This is a genomic window from Cobetia sp. MMG027, assembly GCF_027947415.1.
Lineage (GTDB): Bacteria > Pseudomonadota > Gammaproteobacteria > Pseudomonadales > Halomonadaceae > Cobetia > Cobetia marina.
This window is the reverse complement of the sequence record NZ_JAQJIO010000011.1, coordinates 93219-111976: the sequence shown is the minus strand read 5'-3', so window position 1 is coordinate 111976 and position 18758 is coordinate 93219. Positions and strand designations below refer to the sequence as shown.

Sequence of the window (18758 nt, the reverse complement as noted above, 5' to 3'; positions counted from 1 at the left end):
GCGTTGCGCTGAAGAGGCTTCAGCGAGGCTGAATCAGCGGATCAAGTGACGCGCTGACCCGGCTTGGCACCGGTGTGCGGCTCCAGCAGGTAGATGCCTTCGTCATCACCGGCGGCCAGCACCATGCCTTCGGAGACACCGAAGCGCATCTTGCGCGGTGCCAGGTTGGCGACCATCACGGTCAGGCGGCCTTCCAGGGCTTCCGGCGCGTAGGCGGACTTGATGCCGGAGAATACGGTGCGCGTCTCGCCGCCGATATCCAATGTCAGCTTGAGCAGCTTGGCCGCCTTCTCGACGTGCTCCGCCTTGACGATCTTCGCCACGCGCAGGTCGGTCTTCATGAAGGTGTCGAAGTCGATCTCCTCGGCGATCGGGTCGGCGTCGAGCGGGCTCGGCGCGGCGGCAGCTTCCGCCTTGGCGGTGCCGTCCTTGATCTTCTGCTCCTCGACCAGCACTTCGCGCGAGGCTTCGAGCATCTTGTCGATGCGCTCTGGCTCGACACGGGTCAGCAGCGGCTTGAACTTGTTGATGGCATGATCGGTCAGCACGCTTTCGCGGCTGGCCCAGTCCAGGCTCTCGAGGTTCAGGAAGTCGCGCGCCTTGTCGGCCAGCTCCGGAATCACCGGCGCCAGATAGACCATCAGCTGACGGAACAGGTTGATGCCCACGGAGCAGACCTCGAGCACTTCCTGCTCGCGACCGTCTTCCTTGGCCATCGCCCACGGCGCCTTGTCGGCGATGTAGGTGTTGGCTTCATCGGCCAGCTCCATCACCTTACGCATGGCGCGGGCGAATTCACGGGCTTCGAAGTCCGCCGCGATGCCTTCGCCAGCGGCGATGAAGCGCTCGACCAGCTCCGGCTCGGCGCAGGTGGCGGACAGCTTGCCGTCGCCCAGCTTCTTGACGAAGCCGGCACAGCGGCTGGCGATGTTGACCACCTTGCCGACCAGGTCGGAATTCACGCGGGCGGTGAAGTCGTCGAGGTTGAGGTCGAGGTCATCGACGCCGGAGGTCAGCTTGGCGGCGAAGTAGTAGCGCAGGTATTCCGGGTTGAGGAACTGCGCGTAGGTATCGGCCTTGATGAAGGTGCCGCGCGACTTGGACATCTTGGCGCCGTTCACGGTCACGAAACCGTGGCAGTTGACGCCGGTCGGGGTGCGCATGCCGGCACCTTCCAGCATCGCCGGCCAGAACAGGGCGTGGAAGTAGACGATGTCCTTGCCGATGAAGTGATAGACCTCGGCGTCGGAATCGGCCTTCCAGTAGCTGTCGAAGTCGATGCCCTGCTTCTCGCACAGGTTCTGGAAGCTGGCGAGATAGCCGATCGGCGCGTCCAGCCATACGTAGAAGTACTTGCCCGGCGCGTCCGGAATCTCGAAGCCGAAGTACGGTGCATCGCGGGAGATGTCCCACTCGGCCAGACCCGCCTCGAACCATTCCTGCAGCTTGTTGGAGATCTGGCTCTGCACGCGGCCGCTCTTGGTCCACTCCTTGAGGAACTCGGCGAAGTTCGGCAGCTTGAAGAAGTAGTGGGTGGAGGTGCGCATTTCCGGCGTGGCACCGGAGATGGCAGAGACCGGATCGATCAGCTCGGCCGGCGTGTAGGCCGCGCCACAGGCTTCACAGTTGTCGCCGTACTGGTCTTCGGTCTTGCACTTCGGGCAGGTGCCCTTGATGAAGCGGTCGGCGAGGAACAGGCCCTTGACCGGATCGAACATCTGCTCGATATCGCGGGTGGCGATATGGCCGGCATCACGCAGCGCCAGATAGATGCGCTCGCTGTGGGCGCGGTTCTCCGGCGAGTGGGTGGAGTGGTAGTTGTCAAAGTCGACACCGAACTTGGCGAAGTCGGCCTGGTGCTCGTCACTCACGCGCTGGATCAGCTGCTCGGCGGTGACGCCTTCCTGCTCGGCACGCAGCATGATGGCGGTACCGTGGGCGTCATCGGCGCACACGTAATGGCATTCGTGGCCACGACTTTTCTGGAAGCGTACCCAGATGTCGGTCTGGATGTACTCAAGCAGGTGACCCAGGTGGATCGACCCATTGGCATAGGGCAGGGCACTGGTGACCAGAATCTTGCGCGCTGACATGAGGCCTCGTCTTGACGGTAAAGGGCGCCTGCTGCGTGAAGGGCAGCGGCTCGCCGGAATGACACGTGATAGGGGCGAACGCATCGCCCCGTCGGGATGAGCGCTACTATATCGCGAAGGTGCGGGCGGCGCGAAGGGCGCGTCGCGTCACCAGCAACGCCGCCATGCGCAACTGTGCGGTTGCATCCCTTCCCGGCGCCCTCATGAAGGATGCTATACGCCACTTTTCCCGTTTCTGGAGGTCAGCATGGCAGCTCAACTATCCGTCGCAGGTCAGATCAATCGTCTCATCCGTCAGGTGATGATGCCCGGCAGTAACGCGCGCCCCAACGATGAACCTGGCCCCGAACTTGCGATGGCCGTGCTGATGTTCGAGGTGGTGCGCGCCGATGACCACCTCGACGTGCGCGAGCGAGAAGCGCTTGCACGCCAGCTGGCCGAGCGTTTCTCGCTGGAGAAGGATGAGCTTGCCAGCCTGTTGTCCCAGGCCGAACAGGATGCCGAACAGGCCACGGATCACTATCGCTTCGTCAAGCAGCTCAACGAGCACATGAGCCTTGAGGAGCGCACCGAGCTGATCGGCATGCTCTGGGAGCTGGCGTACGCCGATGGCGAGCTGGATGCCCATGAGGAGCATCGCATCCGCCGGCTTGCCGGACTGCTGCACGTCAGTCACAGCGAATTCATCCGTACCAAGCTAGCGGCCCAGCCGGACAAGTAAGCGCAGCCGCTCTCATGCAGACGCCCCCGCTGCCAATGGCAACGGGGGCGTCGTGTTTCCGACTTGTGGTCGCAGTGTCGGTTGGCTCTCAACAGCGGTCATCCAGCAGCAGCGGCTCGCGCTCAGTTGCGATAGAACAGGTGCTGACCGATGCGCGCGGTGCGCACGAAGCGCTTGGCCCAGTAGGGCGTGGCGTAGCGGGCGTGGAAGTAGAGCGCGCCGTCGGTGACGTCTTCCAGCTGATGGTTGAGCGCCTGACGGGCCACGTCGCGTGCCTCGGCGTAGGCTTCCGGCTCGCGAATCCTGTCGGAACGCCCGTCACACCACCAGGAGAACTGGCAGCTGCCGCTCTCGCCGCCCTGCTTGACCACGCCACAGAGGCTGTCGGGGAAGCGGGGGTCGGCGGCGCGGTTGATCACCACGTTGACGATGCCCTGCATGCCGCTTCGGCCTTCGCCCTTGGCTTCCCAGTAGGCGGCGCGCGCCAGACAGGTCAGCGGGTCGTCCACCGGTCGCTGGCCATTGGGGTCGATGGCGCGGGCGCCGGCCTTGGTCAGCAACAGCTCATCGGGGATGTCGTCCTGGCCTCGCACCAGCAGGCTCTCGAGGCGCTCGGCCTTGGCGGCGGCGCTGACGGCATTGGCAGCGGCAGGGGTGTCCGAGGCCTGTGGCGCCGAGCAGCCAGCCGCCAGCGTCAGCCCCGCGACAAGCAGCAGATGACGCAGTCCACGCAGCGTGGCGTGGCGGTCGATGCCGGCAATGCCGCGGCGCGGTGCCGGGGGTGTAGCGTGGGCACGCACGGGGTGCGCGGATGTCGATGGACGCATGCAGTTTACCTGTAGACATGTCCTGTAGGCTTGGGGTGGTGTGCCAATCTAGGCAGTGACACAGGCATCCCCCGGCGTGATGACCCTTCGGGCGCGATCGAGCAGTAATGGTCGCATGAGGGCGAGTCGCGCAGACGCGCCATCTTGCCCGATGTCATTCGTTCGATGCCCCTTGCCGGCTTCAACGCAACTCTGACGCAGCTCAGACGACGACAGTCGGGAAGAGTTCCCTGCCGCCATTGAATCACGCCGGGCGGCGGCGGGCATTCTCCCGTGTCATCGCGCCGCCATGTCGTTATCATGGCCGGTCTTCGTGATTGTCCATCGTGCATCACACTTCGTCATCCTGCGCTGGTGCGTGCCATTGCCTCCGGTCGCTAGCGTCGCTGTCCTTGAGAGTTTCCATGACTGAACCCGTCCGTCTATCCAAGTTCCTGGCCCATCAGCAGGGCATTTCACGTCGTGAAGCCGAGCATCTCATCGCCCAGGGCGTGGTGCGAGTCGCGGGCGAAGTCGTCGAGGCGCCGTTCTTCAAGGTCACGGATGAGGAAGTCACGGTCGATGAGGGCGCCAGCATGGAGCCCATCGCGCCGATGACTCTGGTGTGGTATCGCCCGCCGGGCGCTCCGCTGCTGGACCCGCTCACCCTGCGTGACGGCGCGCCGCGCAGTGCGCTGGACCACAGCGGTGCCGACTGGCTCAAGGTGCATTTCCTGTCCCAGCAGCCGCTGGCGGAGCTGGCCGAGCAGGAGTCCGGCCTCGCGGTGTGGTCACAGAATCGCGGCGTGATCCGCAAGCTCGGTGATGACCTGGACCAGCTGGAGCAGGAATACGTCGTCGAAGTGGAAGGGACGCTTGATGACGAGGGCCTCAAGCGTATCGGCTTCGCGCTGTGCGCCGACATCCGTGGCCGCAAGCCTAAGGTCAGCATCAGCTGGCAGAGTGATACCCGTCTGCGCATCGCCATGAAGCGCGTGCCGGTGGGCGGTATCCGTGGCGCGGTCGAGGAACAGGGCCTCAAGGTCATCGAGGTCCGTCGTCTGCGCCTGGGCGCGATCCTGCTGGGCCGCATGGCACCGGGCGAGTGGCGTTTCCTGCCGGTCGACGTGCGTTTCTGATCATGGTTCATCGGGTCATGACTCCTCGAGGCATGTCCCATCGGCTTGGCCCGTATCGCGGTGGCAGGCATACTGTGCCCATCGTGTTCCACGGCTTTTTTCGCTGACAGTTCAGACGTCTGCGCCTGCTGCGTTGACCGCGCGGCGCAGGCCGTCACAGGAGTTTCAAGATATGGAAGGTATCAAGCACATCGTGGCCGTCGCCTCCGGCAAGGGTGGCGTCGGCAAGTCCACCGTGACGGCCAATCTGGCACTGGCGCTGGCTCAGGAAGGTCTCAAGGTCGGCCTGCTGGACGCCGACATCTACGGGCCGAGTCAGGCGCAGATGTTCGGCGTGCCGACCGGTCAGCGTCCGGAGATGGCCGGTGAGCAGGTCTTCAGCCCCATCGAGGCCCACGGCATCAAGACCATGTCGATGGCCTATCTGGTCGACGTGAAGGACCCGATGGTCTGGCGTGGCCCGATGGTCGCGGGTGCCTTCCAGCAGCTGCTTAACCAGACTGCCTGGGGAGAGCTGGACGTGCTGTTGATCGACATGCCGCCGGGCACCGGTGACATCCAGCTGACCCTGTCACAGAAGGTGCCGGTCTCCGGGGCTGTCATCGTCACCACGCCGCAGGACATCGCGCTGCTGGATGCCCAGAAGGGCATCGAGATGTTCCGCAAGGTCAAGGTGCCGGTGCTGGGCGTGGTCGAGAACATGAGCACGCATACCTGCAGCCAGTGTGGCCACAGTGAAGCGGTCTTCGGTGCCGGTGGCGGTGAGCGCATCGCCGAGGAATACCAGACTCGCCTGCTGGGCCAGCTGCCGCTGACCCTGAGCATCCGCGAGAATGCCGATGGTGGTCGTCCCAGCGTGATCGCGGAGCCGCAAGGCGAGGTGGCCAAGTGCTTCCTCTCCATCGCGCGTCAGGTCATCGAGACCCTGGACACTGCCGAGGCGGACGAAGGCCCGAGCATCAGCTTCAGCTGAGCCTGAGCCGACACGCCGTCGTCGCCTCGTCGCGAGGTTTCCAGCGGCGCAGCGGGCCGGTATCATGCTGGCCCGCGTTTCATGGCGCTCACGCGTCTCTCCCCCATCAGTCAGTCAGGTACGCTCGATGAGCATCAAATCCGACAAGTGGATCCGTCGCATGGCCGAAAGCCACGACATGATCGAACCCTTTGAGCCCGATCAGGTGCGCTTTCACGATGAGCGCCGTGTGATTTCCTACGGCACCTCCAGCTACGGCTACGACGTGCGCTGCTCGGATGAGTTCAAGGTCTTCACCAACATCCATTCGGCGACGGTGGACCCCAAGCACTTCGACGAGAAGAGCTTCGTAGACGTGAAAGGCGATTCCTGCGTGATTCCGCCCAACTCCTTCGCGCTGGCCCGTACCATCGAGTACTTCCGCATTCCGCGTAACGTGCTGACCATCTGCCTGGGCAAGTCCACCTATGCGCGCTGTGGCATCATCGTCAACGTGACGCCGCTGGAGCCGGAGTGGGAAGGGCACGTCACCCTCGAGTTCTCCAACACCACCAACCTGCCGGCGCGCATCTACGCCAACGAAGGCGTGGCGCAGATGCTGTTCCTCGAGTCCGACGAAGTCTGCGAGACCAGCTACAAGGATCGCGGTGGCAAGTATCAGGGCCAGCGTGGCGTGACACTGCCGCGTACCTGAGGCACCGGTAGCGGTACTGCTTCCGCTGCCAGCCGCGCCTGTGATTGCCGAAAGCGCCTCCCCCGGGAGGCGCTTTTTCTTTGCGCGAACGCAGGCGAGATCCGTCGTGGATGTGCTCGCTGCTTGCTGCTTGCGAGCCGAAGCATTAGTCGGAAGTTGAACGAAACAATCGATTCAATCACTTGTTTTATTGCCTATGCTTGTCTGCAGGCCACCCCAGAGTGGCTGCAGGACGGATACCTCCCACAAGCAAGGGGCACGCCATGCCATCGCGTTCACATCGCGCTGTATTCCCTCCGATCAGCGCCAGCGGTCTGGTCCGACGTTTCACTCTGAGCAGTCTCGCGCTCGCCATCAGCACCACGCTGCTGGCGACTCCCGCGCAGGCCTATTCCGACATCTATCTCTTCGGCGACAGCCTGAGCGATTCCGGGCAGTTCCCCGATACCACCCTGGGCGGCCTCAACAGCCTGCGATTCACCAACCGCAGCGGGCCGGATTACGAGAACTCGCCCTATGGCAGCGTCTCGACCCAGTTGCTGGCCACGGAGCTTGGGCTTGCCGCTGAGCCTTCCACCTCGGTGATCTATCTGCTGGCCGGATTCAATGACGGCACCAACTACGCCGTGGGCGGCTATACCACGGCGCAGATTCTGGCCTCGGTGACAGATGAAGATGGCTCCGAGGTGGTCATCCCCGCGGGCAGCCCGGGCGGTGGTACGGTGCTCAGGGTCGAGGATGGCTATCTGGTCAGCACCGGCGGCAGTGCCGACCCGGACGCGCTCTATTACGTCAATGGCGGTGGCAATGACTTCCTGCAGGGCGTGATCACCTCACCGGCCACGGCGGTCGCCTCCGCCGGCAATCTGGCCGCGGCGGTGGAGGCACTGGCGGCGGCGGGGGCGACCACCATCATGGTCTCCAACCTGCCGGATGTCGGCAGCACGCCGGCCGGTCAGTCGGCGGGTGCCGCGCAGGCGGCGGGGACCTCCGCGCTGGTGGGCGTCTTCAATGACGCGCTGGGCGAGCGATTGGCGGCGCTGGATGGTCAGGTCAACATCATCCGGCTCGACACCGTCGGCATTCTCGAGGAGGTACTGGCATCGCCGGCCGAGTTCGGCTTTGCCAGCGACGTGCCGCTGACCCAGGTGTGCTTCTCGGACAGCTGCAACGTCACGCCTTATGGGCTGGGCGGAGCTGCAGAAGACCCGGACTCCCTGCTGTTCAATGACGGGGTGCACCCGACCACCGCCGGCCAGGAGATTCTCGCCGACTACGCCTATGCGATGCTCGCCGCGCCCTCGGTACTGGGGTTGGCGCCGCAGCTGGGCACGGGGGCGCTCAATGCCAGTCAGCGTAGTCTCGCCGATGAATTGCGCCCCGGGGCGCAGCATCCGCACGCGGGAGGGGAGACGGGCGTGCGTGTGTTCGCCATCGGCTCGGCCACTGGCGGCACCGGCGATGGCGAGACTTCCACCGGCCAGCAAGGCGTTGACAGCGAACAGCGCGGCGCGGGTGTCGGCGTGATGCTGCCGCTGGACAACGCGCTCGGCCGCGCCTGGGGCGGGGTGGCGGTCAGTCAGCGCCATGCGGACTTCGATGTCGACGACGGCAGTGAGCTTGAATTGGAAGGTCAGGTATTCAGTCTGTTCGCCCGTCAGCAGCTGGGCAGAGTTGGCATGCAGGCAGTGGCCAGCTACGGTGACTTCGATTACGACCTCGACCGCCATGTCGCGCTGGGCCAGTCATCGCGCACCCTGTCCGGTGAGACCGATGGCGATGGCTTCAGCGCCGAGGCGCGTCTCGATTATCGCCTCACCGCCGCCGATTCGCTGTGGTACAACGCGCCCTTCGTGGCCTATCGCCACACCGAGACCGACCTCGATGGCTACACCGAATCCGGCTCTGCCGCCAATGCCCTGAGCGTCTCGGATCAGACGCTGCGCGATCGGCGTGTCGAGCTGGGCTTCATGGTCGATCGCGCCGTCGCGGATGGCTTCGGCCTCTACGGGGAGCTGGCCTACGGCAAGCGTCTCGATGATGACGCCGAGAGCGCCGAGGTGCGTCTGGCTAGCCTGCCGACCAACGCCTACAGCGCCGAGGATCTCGATCGCGGCAGTGACAACTACCTGCGTGTCGATGGCGGCTGGCGCATGCAACTGGGCCGCAATGCCATGCTGCATCTGGGGGCAGGGTTCGAGACATGGGATGAGGTGACGGCGCGCGGCGAGGTGGGCGTGAGTTATACCTTCTAGAAGCGCAAGCGCCGAGAGAGAAGGGAAGCGTGAGAGACAAGAAGACCCCGTGACATTGGCATGTCGCGGGGTCTTCTGTTTTCAGCTCGCTGTCAGCTCAGCCTGCCTTGTCAGCAAGGCAGACAGTGCGGATCAGTCTTCTTCGCCTTCCGGCAGCTCATCGCTGAGCTCTTCTTCAACATCGGCGTGGGAGAGGCGCAGACCGCCCACCGGCAGGCCATGGCCATCCAGCTTGGCCACTTCGCCGTCGAGCTTCAGGCGGCCTTCGAGGAACCAGCGCACCGCGATCGGGTAGATCAGATGCTCACGCGTGTGCACGCGTTCCTTGAGGCTGGCTTCGTCATCACCTTCCAGCACGTTGGCGACGGCCTGGATCGCCACCGGGCCACCGTCGAGCTCTTCGGTGACGAAGTGCACGCTGGCGCCGTGTTCCTTCTCGCCGGCTTCCAGAACCTTGCGATGGGTATCAAGGCCTGGCCAGGCCGGCAGCAGTGACGGATGGATGTTCATCAGTCGGCCGAAGAAGCGCTGCACGAAGATCGGCGACAGGATGCGCATGAAGCCGGCCAGCACGATGAGATCCGGCTCGTGGCGTTCGATCACCTTGATCAGGGCGCCATCGTAGTGCTCGCGATTCTCGTACTCGTCATGCGGCAGCACCACGGCATCCACGCCCGCTTCGCGCGCACGCACCAGGCCGTAGGCATCGGCCTTGTTGGAAATCACCGCGACCACGTCGCCGCCCAGCTCATCGTGCTCCTGAGCCTCCAGCAGCGCCTGCAGGTTGCTGCCGCTGCCGGAGATCAGTACCACGACGCGTGGGCGTACCGGCGTGTCATCCGCCTCGAAACCGTTGCCGAAGCCGCCGAGAGTGTCACCGTTGGAGGCGTTGGTAGTCGGTTCGATCATGCGGACAGATTCTCCAGCTGGACCTGTTCTTCTTCGCCCTTGCGTGCACGGATGGCACCGAGGGTGAAGACCGTCTCGCCCTGGGCTTCCAGGTGAGCGCGGGCGGCATCGGCATCCGCCGCGGCCACGACGACGACCATGCCGACGCCACAGTTGAGCACGCGGTGCATCTCGTGCTCCTCGACATTGCCCTGCTGCTGCAGCCAGTCGAACACGGCCGGACGCTTCCAGCTGGCGACGTCGATCTCGGCGGTGCAGTCATGCGGCAGCACGCGCGGGATGTTCTCGAGCAGGCCACCACCGGTGATGTGGGACATGGCGTGCACGCTGACATCGCTTTCCTTGAGCAGGGACAGCAGCGGCTTGACGTAGATGCGCGTCGGCGCCATCAGGGCGTCAGCCAGCGGCTGGCCGTCGATCTGCTGCTCCAGCAGCGAGGCATCGGCGACTTCGAGAATCTTGCGGATCAGCGAGTAGCCGTTGGAGTGCGGGCCGGAGGAGGCCAGACCCAGAATCACGTCGCCTTCGCCGACCTTCTTGCCGTCGAGGATCTCGGACTTCTCGACCACACCGACGCAGAAGCCGGCCAGGTCGTAGTCACTGCCTTCGTACATGCCCGGCATCTCGGCCGTCTCGCCGCCGACCAGTGCACAGCCGGACTGCAGGCAGCCTTCGCCGATCCCGGTGACGACGTCAGCGGCGATGTCGACGTCCAGCTTGCCGGTGGCATAGTAGTCGAGGAACTGCAGCGGCTCGGCGCCGGCGACCACCAGATCATTGACACACATGGCGACCAGATCGATGCCGATGGTGTCGTGACGGTTGAGGTCCATGGCCAGGCGCAGCTTGGTGCCCACGCCATCGGTACCGGTGACCAGCACGGGCTGGCGATAGCCTTGCGGCAGTTCGCACAGGGCGCCGAAGCCACCCAGACCACCCATCACTTCCGGGCGGTGAGTGCGCTTGGCGACACCCTTGATGCGTTCCACGAGGGCGTTGCCTGCATCGATATCGACACCTGCATCCTTGTAGCTCAAGGAAGTCTTGCTGGGCGAGGAGTCCTGGGGGCGTTGCGTCATGTGAGGTTCCTGTCGGTGCGGCCTGAGCGGTGAGACACGATCGATCGGGGGAAAGAAAGGCGGCTATTGTAGCATTGCGCTTCACGGCTGACACCGTGGCGTTTCACAAAAAATGGCCATGATGTGAAAGACACGTCCCGAGCGCTTTCCTGAGGGCGCGCCAGTCCCTTTGGCCATCTTTCGGCAGGCGGGTCGTCCCGTTCGCCGGGCGCTTGTGGGTGAGTCAGTGACAGGCAACAATGGGGGCATGCGTGGACCGTCGGCGACATGCCGCCTGTGAGCCACACAGCTTGTCTCAAGGAGTGATGATGCAGCGTAAATGGTGGTTGCTGGCCGCAGGCGTGGCCCTGCTCGGGTTGCTGGTTCTGCTGGAGCCGATTCTGATGCCGTTCTTCATCGGCATGATTCTCGCCTATCTGGGCGACCCGCTGGCCGACTGGCTGGAAGAGAAGGGCCTGTCGCGCCGACTGGCCGTCAGCCTGGTGTTCAGCGTGCTCTCGGTGGTGCTGCTGATCGCGCTGCTCATTCTGGTGCCGCTGCTCGGGCGTCAGCTGGCGCAGTTGATCAGCTTCATGCCGATGGTCTTCAACTGGATACGCGAGACGATCCTGCCGGAAGTGCAGGCCTTCACCGGCATGGATTTCAGCGCCGATTTCGATCAGGTGCGCTCGCTGCTGCTGGGCAACTGGAAGGAAACCGGTACCTTCGCCGCCGCCTTCCTGGGCACCGTCTCCAAATCCGGGCTCGCCATGGCCATCTGGCTGGGCAACCTGGCGCTGATTCCCGTCGTCACCTTCTATCTGCTGCTCGACTGGGACCGCATGAAGGAGAAGCTGCAGGGGCTCCTGCCGCGCCACATGGAGCCGACCGCCACGCGGCTGGCCCATGACTGCGACGAGGTGCTGGGTGCCTTCCTGCGCGGGCAGCTGCTGGTGATGCTGAGTCTGGGCATCGTCTATGCCATCGGCCTTGCCATCATCGGCCTCAAGTTCGCGCTGCTCATCGGGCTGGTGGCGGGGCTCGCCAGTATCGTGCCGTATCTGGGCGTCATCGTCGGAGTGTTGATCGCGGCGACGGTGGCCTTCTTCCAGTTCGGCGAGTGGTGGGCGCTGCTGGCGGTGGGCGGTGTCTTCGCGCTGGGGCAGCTGCTGGAAGGCGTGGTGTTGCAACCCCTGCTGCTGGGCGACAAGATTGGCCTGCACCCCGTGGCAGTCATCTTTGCCGTCATGGCCGGCGGGCAGCTGTTCGGGTTCACGGGCATTCTGCTGGCGCTGCCGGTGGCCGCCGTGATCATGGTGCTCTTGCGTTATCTGCATGATCGCTATAAAAACAGTACTTTATATGATCAACAGCGTGATTCTCGCCCCGTGGCCGCCAGTGAGCCACCCGCGCCTTCGGCGGCAGAGGATACCCAGTGATCGAGAGAGATCACGGCAACAACAATCAGCATGACGGATGGCAATGACACAGGGACAGATGGCACTCGGCGTCGGGGTACGCGACGCCGCGACCTTCGACAACTACCACTTCACCTCCACCTCGCTGGCAGAGGCCCTCAAGGGGCAGCTTGCTGACGGCGGGGAGCCCTTCGTCTATCTATGGGGCGGTGAGCAGAGTGGGCGTAGCCATCTGTTGCAGGCGGCATGCCATCTGGCGGGACAGCAGGGCAAGCGTGCCTTCTACCTGCCGCTCAAGGAGATTGGCCACTTCCCGCCGCACATGCTGGAAGGGCTGGACGAGATGGATCTGGTCGCCATCGACGACCTCGAGAGCGTGATCGGCCGCAAGCGCTGGGAAGAGGCGCTGTTCCACCTCTACAACCGCCTGCGTGACAGTGGCCGCCACCTGCTGGTCAGCGCCAGCTGTGCGCCGCGCCTGCTTCCCGTCACCCTGCCGGACCTGGCCTCACGCCTCTCCTGGGGCGTCACCTTCCACCTCTCCGGGCTGGATGATGCCCAGCGGCTCGAGGCGCTCAAGCTGCGCGCCAAGGACCACGGCCTCGCGCTCCCAGATGAAGTCGCCCGCTACATCCTGCATCGCGGGCCGCGCAGCCTGCCGGGCCTGTTCGCCGCGATGATCGAGCTCGACAACGCCTCGCTCTCCGCCCAGCGCAAGCTCACCATTCCCTTCGTCAAGCAGACCCTCGGCTGGTAGACGCCGCGCCTGCGCACTGCCTCAGCGTCAGAATCCGTGATGCTGCGACCGGGTGGCACCGTTCTTGCTGCCTCTTTCTCATCATCCCTCTTCGAGGACACAAGGCATGAAGCGGCTAGACAAGCACCGGGAACGCATGCACGAACAAGCCAACTCGATCGGCAACTTCCTGGTCGAAGGCTTTCATTATCTCGGCCTGTTCGCCATCGGCGGGGCCATCGCCATTGCCTCGGTGTCGGCCTTCTTCGAGATGTTCGCCAAGGGCTCGGCGAGCGTCGATGATATCCTGCTGCTGTTCATCTATCTCGAACTCGGCGCGATGGTCGGCATCTACTTCAAGACCAACCACCTGCCGATCCGCTTTCTGCTCTACATCGCCATCACCGCGCTGACGCGCTACCTCATCGGCGATGTCTCCCACCACAAGGCCCCCGATATCGGCCTGCTATACCTCTGCGGCGGCATCTTCTTCCTCGCCCTCTCGGTACTCGCCGTACGCTACGCCTCCTACAAATACCCCTCCAGCAAATCCATCGACCCGATGGGCGGCACGGTAGGGGATGAGGACTCGACGCGATAAGCCCATGTTTCAGTAGCTCCTGACAACAAAAAAGGCCGCGATCACTCGCGGCCTTTTTTCATTCTCCACTCAGCGTCAGACACAACCTGCGGCTGCCGCCGTGGTCGCGGTGTTCGCCGAGCCAGATGCCCTGCCAGGTGCCGAGGGCGAGGCGATTGACGCCGCGGCGGGCTTCGACGGGTAGCGTGAGCTGGGTGCCGAGCAGGCTGGCGAGCACGTGGGCAGGCATGTCGTCATCGCCTTCGAGGGTGTGGCGGAAGTAGGGCAGGTTGCCGGGCACCAGACGGCGCAGGAAGGCGTCCATGTCGTGGCGCACGTCGGGGTCGGCGTTCTCGTTGAGGGTCAGCGAGGCGGAGGTGTGCAGCAGCTGCACATGCAACAGGCCGACACTGACCGGCGGCATTTCGGCCAATGCCTGCTCCACCTCGTCACTAATGAGGTGAAAACCGCGCTTGCGAGCGGAGAGGGTGAGAGTGTCGCGTTGCCACATGAGAAGCCCTGCCTGTCATTGATTCAGTCCATGCTAAACATGACAAGCCAGAACGCAAAAGGCCAGCCCCGGAGGGCTGGCCTTTTTGCTGCGTGCTGCGCTGGCTCATCTCAAGCGAGAGGAGGGCGACAGCATGGCATCGCTGCCATCAACCGGTGGTGGTGGCGGCTTCGCTGACGGTGCGGCGGGCGGCCTTGGCGGTGACGCGTTCCGGTTCTGTCTTGCCGATCTCGCGGGCGAGCCAGTCGGCCAGCATGCGCACGCGGGTCGGGATGGGGCCGCGCGGCAGCAGCATGCCGATCTCGACCGGCGGGATCTCGTCGCATTCCAGACGCTTGAAGGACTGGCCGTTGCGCTCGCTGAGCGAGTTGACCCAGTCGATGGGCAGCACGGCGCGAATCAGGCCATCGGCGACGTAGTCGGTGAGGACTTCGAGGTCATCGGACTGGATGTGATTCGGGCGCGGGTCTTCCGGGTGACGCGAGAGCGAGGTGCCGGAGACCAGCGGTTCCAGCTCGCCCCACGGCAGCTCTTCGGGATGCTCGACATGCGAGGCCGCGTAGGCGGCTTGCTGCCACTGGGTCAGCGGGCGGAAGACGTGAGTGCTGCCGGCCAGGTGCGGGAAGCCGATGACCAGATGCGGCTGGTTCTCGAGAATCTCGCGACCGTTGTGCCACAGCTTCAGCTTGATATCGACTCCGTCGTGCTCTGACAGGAAGCTGGTGAGAGCATGGCCCAGGAAGTGACGACCCAGCGCTGGGGTGGCGTGGATCCGAATGGTGCCGGTGAGGTCCGACTGACGATCCTCGATGGCGCGGTGCGCTTCATCATCGAGGTTGGCCATCGATCGTGCGTAGCGGTAGAGAGTCTCTCCCGCTTCCGACAGGCGGATACCGCGATGGCCGCGTTCCACCAGGCGAGTGCCGAAGCGGCCCTCGAGGGCGTCGAGGCGACGGCTGACGGTGGATTTGGGCAGGCGCAGGCGTTCGGCAGCGCGGGACAGGCTGCCGAGATCCGCGACCATCAGAAAGGTGTTATAGGCGTCGATATCGCTCATCGAATAGGTCCGGTTGTTCAGGGGGTCGGGGTGTGTCGTCAGGGAAACACCCACCTTGTACGGGCCATGTCGGGCCCGTCGCAGCGCAGGGGCTGCACAACGGATTGCCTGTCGATGACCGTGCCCCTCGTACCGCGGGGGATGCCCCGGGCAAAGACGCGCTCATCGATCAACAACCGCTCCTGTCAGTCGTGCACCGCAGCGCACGTCGACAGGTCTTGCACTTGATTCTTGCCTTCAGCTCTTGCGGCTGGCTGGTGAAGCCGGTCTTGGGGCTCAGTCTTGAAGCCTGGTCTTGAAGCCTGGTCTTGAAGCCCGGTCTTGAAACCGGTCTCGAAACCCGGCTTCGCGCACAGTGCCGCGCCAGAAACGCGAGAACGGATTTCAGGCGCTGGATGATGGTGACTCTGAGCAGGCTAACAATATCACCATCCCGTCATTGTTGCATCCAAAGTCGCACGCATTGCGCAATTCCGATCTCCGTGAAACGTGACACCTCGGCAGAATGCGCAACGGCGGGGGGACTGGCGTCATTGGCGGCATGACGGCTCAGACGTCAGTGACCGGAGATGGTTCCGTATCTGATGACAGACAGGTGAGAAAAAGTGTCTTTTTCGTGAGGCAAGGCGCAGGGCAGGTCCTTGCGCGGCTGGGGGGGGCCTTCTGCCACGAGAAATCGGGAATCGGCGAGGGGGCAGGTGGGCGCGAGGCGAGTGGGCGTGCCCGTGAGGAGGGCACCCGATTGCAGGTTTCGAGAAGAGGCGTTGCAGAAACGGTAGATGACGGAAATGTGCAAGAAAGTGCATTATCTCGCCTGCAAAGAAGAATCATTATTATTATTAATCTTGGGAACGCTCCGCACATGACAGTCTGCCTCTCTTCGCGCCACACCGTCAGCGCTTCACGCGCGACGGTCTTCACTCCTCGTCCGCTGGTCGCGGCCATCGCCTTGCTGTGTGCCGGGACGGTCAATGCTGAGCCGCTGCAGATGCAGACACTGCAGGTCGAGGAGGATCGCCTCGAGGCCACGGCGGTGGTGGACAGCGAAGAGCTTGCCCTGCATCAGGCGCGTGATCTCAAGGACATCTTCCGCGATACGCCTTCCGTCACCGTTGGCGGCACCACGGCCTCCTCCGAGAAGCTCTACGTGCGCGGGCTGGAAGATACCAACCTCAACATCAGCATCGATGGTGCCAGCCAGAACGGCTACCTGTTCCACCACAGCTCCAACTTCAACATCGAGCCGGAGCTGCTCAAGCGCGCCGAGGTCCAGGCCGGGCCGGGGGCGGCGGACAACGGGCCGAACGCGCTGGGTGGCAGCATCAAGTTCGTGACCAAGGATGCCCAGGACCTGCTCAAGCCGGGTCAGAGTTTCGGTGGCATGGTGAAGGGCAGCACGGAATCCGCGGCAGATGCCGTCAAGGGCACGCTGTCGGTGTATGGGGAGGTGGCGCCCAACGCGGGGCTGCTGTTCACCACCAGCGCACGCAACAGCGATGACTACCGCACCGGCGGCGGTGATGAGGAAGAGGGTACCGGCGGTCATCAGCGCAGCTATTTCGGCAAGTTCAGCCTGCTGGATCAGGGCGCGCACAGCCTGCGACTCAGCGCTGAGCACAATGAGGACACCGGCATCTACTGCGTGCGTCCCAACATGGAGTGTCAGCCGTTCAACAACGCCAAGGTCGATACCGAGCTGAGCCGTGACACCTATACCGCCAACTACGATTTCGAACCGGGATCGCGGCTGGTGGATGTGCACGCCAATGTCTTCCACTCCAGTACGGAAGTGGACCGCACGTCCCTCGCTACCGGGGCCAGCTCGAATGCCAAGGTCGAGAGTGTCGGGGGGGATCTCAACAATACCTTCCGCTTCGGCCCCGAGGCGATGAACAACCGTCTGACCCTGGGCAGTGATTACGTCGAGGATGAATCCAGCACCGCTGGCTTCGACGAGACGGCGCGCAACATCGCGCTCTACGCCCAGCACCGCATGACGCTCGGCGCGGTGGATCTGTCCTTCGGTGCCCGGGTCGATGACTACCGGACCGAATACGCCAATGGCGAGACGCTGGATGATACCGATGTCAGCCCCAACGCGAGCCTCAACTGGCGTGTCGGCGGGGGTGTCGAGCTGTTCACCGGCTATGCCACGGCCGTGCGTGGCAACAAGGGCCGCGAAGCCCTGTTGATCGACGGGGGCGTCGGCCCGGGCGAGACGCTGGTGGTCGAGCCGGGTCTCGAGGCCGAGACCTCGCGCAGCACCGAGGTCGGTGCCCGCTGGAAAGGCGAGGGCATCCTCACCCAGCGTGACCGCGCCGGACTGGAAGTCACCTACTTCGATACCCACTTCGACAACTACATCACCGAAGGGTCGGCGGGTGATGTGACCACCATCACCAACATGGAAGGTATCGTCACCAGCAAGGGCGTCGAGGCGCGAGCCACCTACGGGCTGGGCGGCTGGGACATGACGCTGGGCTACCTGACCATGGACCTGGAAGACAACCAGGGCGAGACCGTGGTGGATGACATGGGGCTGGGCAACCAGACCGGAGACCGCTGGAGTCTGGACAACCGTTACACCTTCGCCGACCCGCAGCTGACCCTGGGCTGGACCGTGACCGCCTACGAGCGCCTCACCGACCTGCCGGATGACCAGAGCGAGCGTGCCGGTTACGCCACGCATGACCTCTACGCCAGCTGGGTGCCGGGTGACATGCCGGACCTGACCCTGACGGCCGGTATCTACAACCTGTTCGACAAGGAATACTCCGACCAGAACACCTTCTATCTGGAAACCAACAGCCCGCGTGGCATCACGCCGGGCGCCATCACCAGTCCGGGGCGTGACGTGCGTCTGTCGGCGGCGTATCGCTTCTGATCAAAAGGTGCTGTCAGCCAGCGTGTCTCTGACGGAAGGGCATCGCCAGCGGTCGTGATCCAGGCTCGCACCCCGGGAGGCTTCACTGACGCGTAGCCCCGCTCCAGAGAACGAGGTAGCGACACGGCGGCAGCGGCAGCACCGATGCAAGGGCATCAGCGCAGGAGCATCAGCGCAGGAGCATCAGCGTAAGAACATCAGCGCAAGAACAAGACAGCGCCATCGTGATTTCACGGTGGCGCTGTCTTGTCTTTGGAGTACGCGTGCTCCATGGCGCGGGCCCCGGCCGGCCTGCGTCCCGCGGGCAGGCTGTGCTACCATCGCGACCAAATGTTGGAGAGCCGCTGCACGGCTCTTCGCACCGCACTCACGTTCCCGCCCGTGGCGGGTGATCGTACGAATAAGGAAGGATGCATGGCGCTTCTGAAGATTTTTGTCGGCACGATGTATGGCGGCTCGCTGGATGTGGCCGAGCAGGTGCAACCGCTGTTCGAGCAGGCAGGCTATACGGTGGAAGTGCTTGACCAGCCGACACTGGAAGACTTGACGGAGACACGCCCGGATCTGGCGCTGTTCGTCACCTCCACCACCGGCAGTGGCGATGTGCCGGGCAACCTGAGCGGCTTCCTCAATGCGCTCTCGGCCCAGTCACCGGCGCTGGACTGGCTGCGTTATGGTCTGATCGCTCTCGGCGATAGCTCCTACGGCGAGACCTACTGCGGTGCCGGGCGTCAGCTGGACGAGCGTCTGGCGGATCTGGGCGCCACGCGCCACGGCGAGCGCCTCGAGATCGATGCCATGGAGACCTTCATGGCGGATGACGCGGCCCTGCCGTGGGTCGAGAGCTGGATTCCGACGCTGCCGGCGACCGCCTGATCCCGTCACGCTGGGTGTGCCCGGCGTCCGACTTCTTCATCGTGTTCG

General features: G+C 64.1%; 16 protein-coding genes. 10 read left to right on the top strand and 6 right to left on the bottom strand.

Annotated elements, in window-relative coordinates:
- Window positions 1–41 precede the first annotated feature (41 nt).
- Window positions 42–2093, bottom strand: coding sequence for a methionine--tRNA ligase (metG, locus tag PJK54_RS15460; RefSeq protein WP_271303307.1), 2052 nt, complete (start codon window positions 2091–2093; stop codon window positions 42–44).
- 247 nt (window positions 2094–2340) lie between these two features.
- On the opposite strand from metG, the gene PJK54_RS15455 reads away from it, so the two are divergent.
- Window positions 2341–2814, top strand: a complete 474-nt coding sequence (locus PJK54_RS15455) for a tellurite resistance TerB family protein (RefSeq protein ID WP_077374187.1) — start codon at window positions 2341–2343, stop codon at window positions 2812–2814.
- Between the two features lie 122 nt (window positions 2815–2936).
- Here PJK54_RS15455 and PJK54_RS15450 read toward each other — a convergent pair whose 3' ends face one another.
- On the bottom strand, window positions 2937–3641 hold the full coding sequence (locus PJK54_RS15450; protein WP_084208219.1) for a cell wall hydrolase: 705 nt from the start codon (window positions 3639–3641) through the stop codon (window positions 2937–2939).
- 404 nt (window positions 3642–4045) lie between these two features.
- Between PJK54_RS15450 and PJK54_RS15445 the strand changes: the two genes are divergently transcribed.
- From PJK54_RS15445 to PJK54_RS15430, 4 genes are all read left to right on the top strand, one after another.
- The gene (locus PJK54_RS15445) at window positions 4046–4759 is read left to right on the top strand and encodes an RNA pseudouridine synthase (RefSeq protein WP_271303306.1); all 714 of its coding nucleotides are present in this window, start codon (window positions 4046–4048) and stop codon (window positions 4757–4759) included.
- A gap of 172 nt (window positions 4760–4931) precedes the next feature.
- A complete protein-coding gene (gene apbC, locus PJK54_RS15440) occupies window positions 4932–5732 on the top strand; it encodes an iron-sulfur cluster carrier protein ApbC (protein WP_084208220.1) in 801 nt (266 codons plus the stop codon).
- 127 nt (window positions 5733–5859) lie between these two features.
- Window positions 5860–6426, top strand: coding sequence for a dCTP deaminase (dcd, locus tag PJK54_RS15435; RefSeq protein ID WP_043334107.1), 567 nt, complete (start codon window positions 5860–5862; stop codon window positions 6424–6426).
- 263 nt (window positions 6427–6689) lie between these two features.
- Window positions 6690–8681: an autotransporter outer membrane beta-barrel domain-containing protein gene (locus tag PJK54_RS15430; RefSeq protein ID WP_271303305.1), complete on the top strand. Its 1992-nt coding sequence runs from the start codon at window positions 6690–6692 to the stop codon at window positions 8679–8681.
- 132 nt (window positions 8682–8813) lie between these two features.
- On the opposite strand, the gene purN is transcribed toward PJK54_RS15430, so the two are convergent.
- Together purN and purM are read right to left on the bottom strand one after the other, a co-directional pair.
- Entirely contained in the window at window positions 8814–9590 is a 777-nt protein-coding gene (gene purN / locus PJK54_RS15425; RefSeq protein WP_271303304.1) for a phosphoribosylglycinamide formyltransferase, read from the bottom strand.
- A complete protein-coding gene (gene purM / locus PJK54_RS15420) occupies window positions 9587–10669 on the bottom strand; it encodes a phosphoribosylformylglycinamidine cyclo-ligase (RefSeq protein WP_077374169.1) in 1083 nt (360 codons plus the stop codon). Before purM ends, purN begins: the two co-directional genes overlap by 4 nt.
- A gap of 308 nt (window positions 10670–10977) precedes the next feature.
- On the opposite strand from purM, the gene PJK54_RS15415 reads away from it, so the two are divergent.
- The 3 genes from PJK54_RS15415 to PJK54_RS15405 all read left to right on the top strand — a co-directional run bounded on the left by PJK54_RS15415 (window position 10978) and on the right by PJK54_RS15405 (window position 13403).
- Window positions 10978–12087, top strand: coding sequence for an AI-2E family transporter (locus tag PJK54_RS15415; RefSeq protein WP_103751398.1), 1110 nt, complete (start codon window positions 10978–10980; stop codon window positions 12085–12087).
- Between the two features lie 37 nt (window positions 12088–12124).
- A complete protein-coding gene (gene hda, locus PJK54_RS15410) occupies window positions 12125–12823 on the top strand; it encodes a DnaA regulatory inactivator Hda (RefSeq protein WP_271303303.1) in 699 nt (232 codons plus the stop codon).
- Window positions 12824–12929: 106 nt separating this feature from the next.
- Window positions 12930–13403 (top strand): phosphate-starvation-inducible protein PsiE, encoded by a 474-nt coding sequence (locus PJK54_RS15405; protein ID WP_271303302.1) that lies wholly within the window; start codon window positions 12930–12932, stop codon window positions 13401–13403.
- A gap of 58 nt (window positions 13404–13461) precedes the next feature.
- Here the strand turns inward: PJK54_RS15405 and PJK54_RS15400 are convergent, their stop codons facing one another.
- Window positions 13462–13893, bottom strand: coding sequence for a secondary thiamine-phosphate synthase enzyme YjbQ (locus PJK54_RS15400; RefSeq protein ID WP_136938633.1), 432 nt, complete (start codon window positions 13891–13893; stop codon window positions 13462–13464).
- Between the two features lie 148 nt (window positions 13894–14041).
- Window positions 14042–14950, bottom strand: a complete 909-nt coding sequence (locus PJK54_RS15395) for a LysR family transcriptional regulator (protein ID WP_176504003.1) — start codon at window positions 14948–14950, stop codon at window positions 14042–14044.
- A gap of 862 nt (window positions 14951–15812) precedes the next feature.
- On the opposite strand from PJK54_RS15395, the gene PJK54_RS15390 reads away from it, so the two are divergent.
- Together PJK54_RS15390 and PJK54_RS15385 are read left to right on the top strand one after the other, a co-directional pair.
- Window positions 15813–17834, top strand: coding sequence for a TonB-dependent receptor domain-containing protein (locus tag PJK54_RS15390; protein WP_271303301.1), 2022 nt, complete (start codon window positions 15813–15815; stop codon window positions 17832–17834).
- Between the two features lie 414 nt (window positions 17835–18248).
- The gene (locus PJK54_RS15385) at window positions 18249–18710 is read left to right on the top strand and encodes a flavodoxin domain-containing protein (protein WP_077374146.1); all 462 of its coding nucleotides are present in this window, start codon (window positions 18249–18251) and stop codon (window positions 18708–18710) included.
- The last annotated feature ends 48 nt before the right edge of the window (window positions 18711–18758 follow it).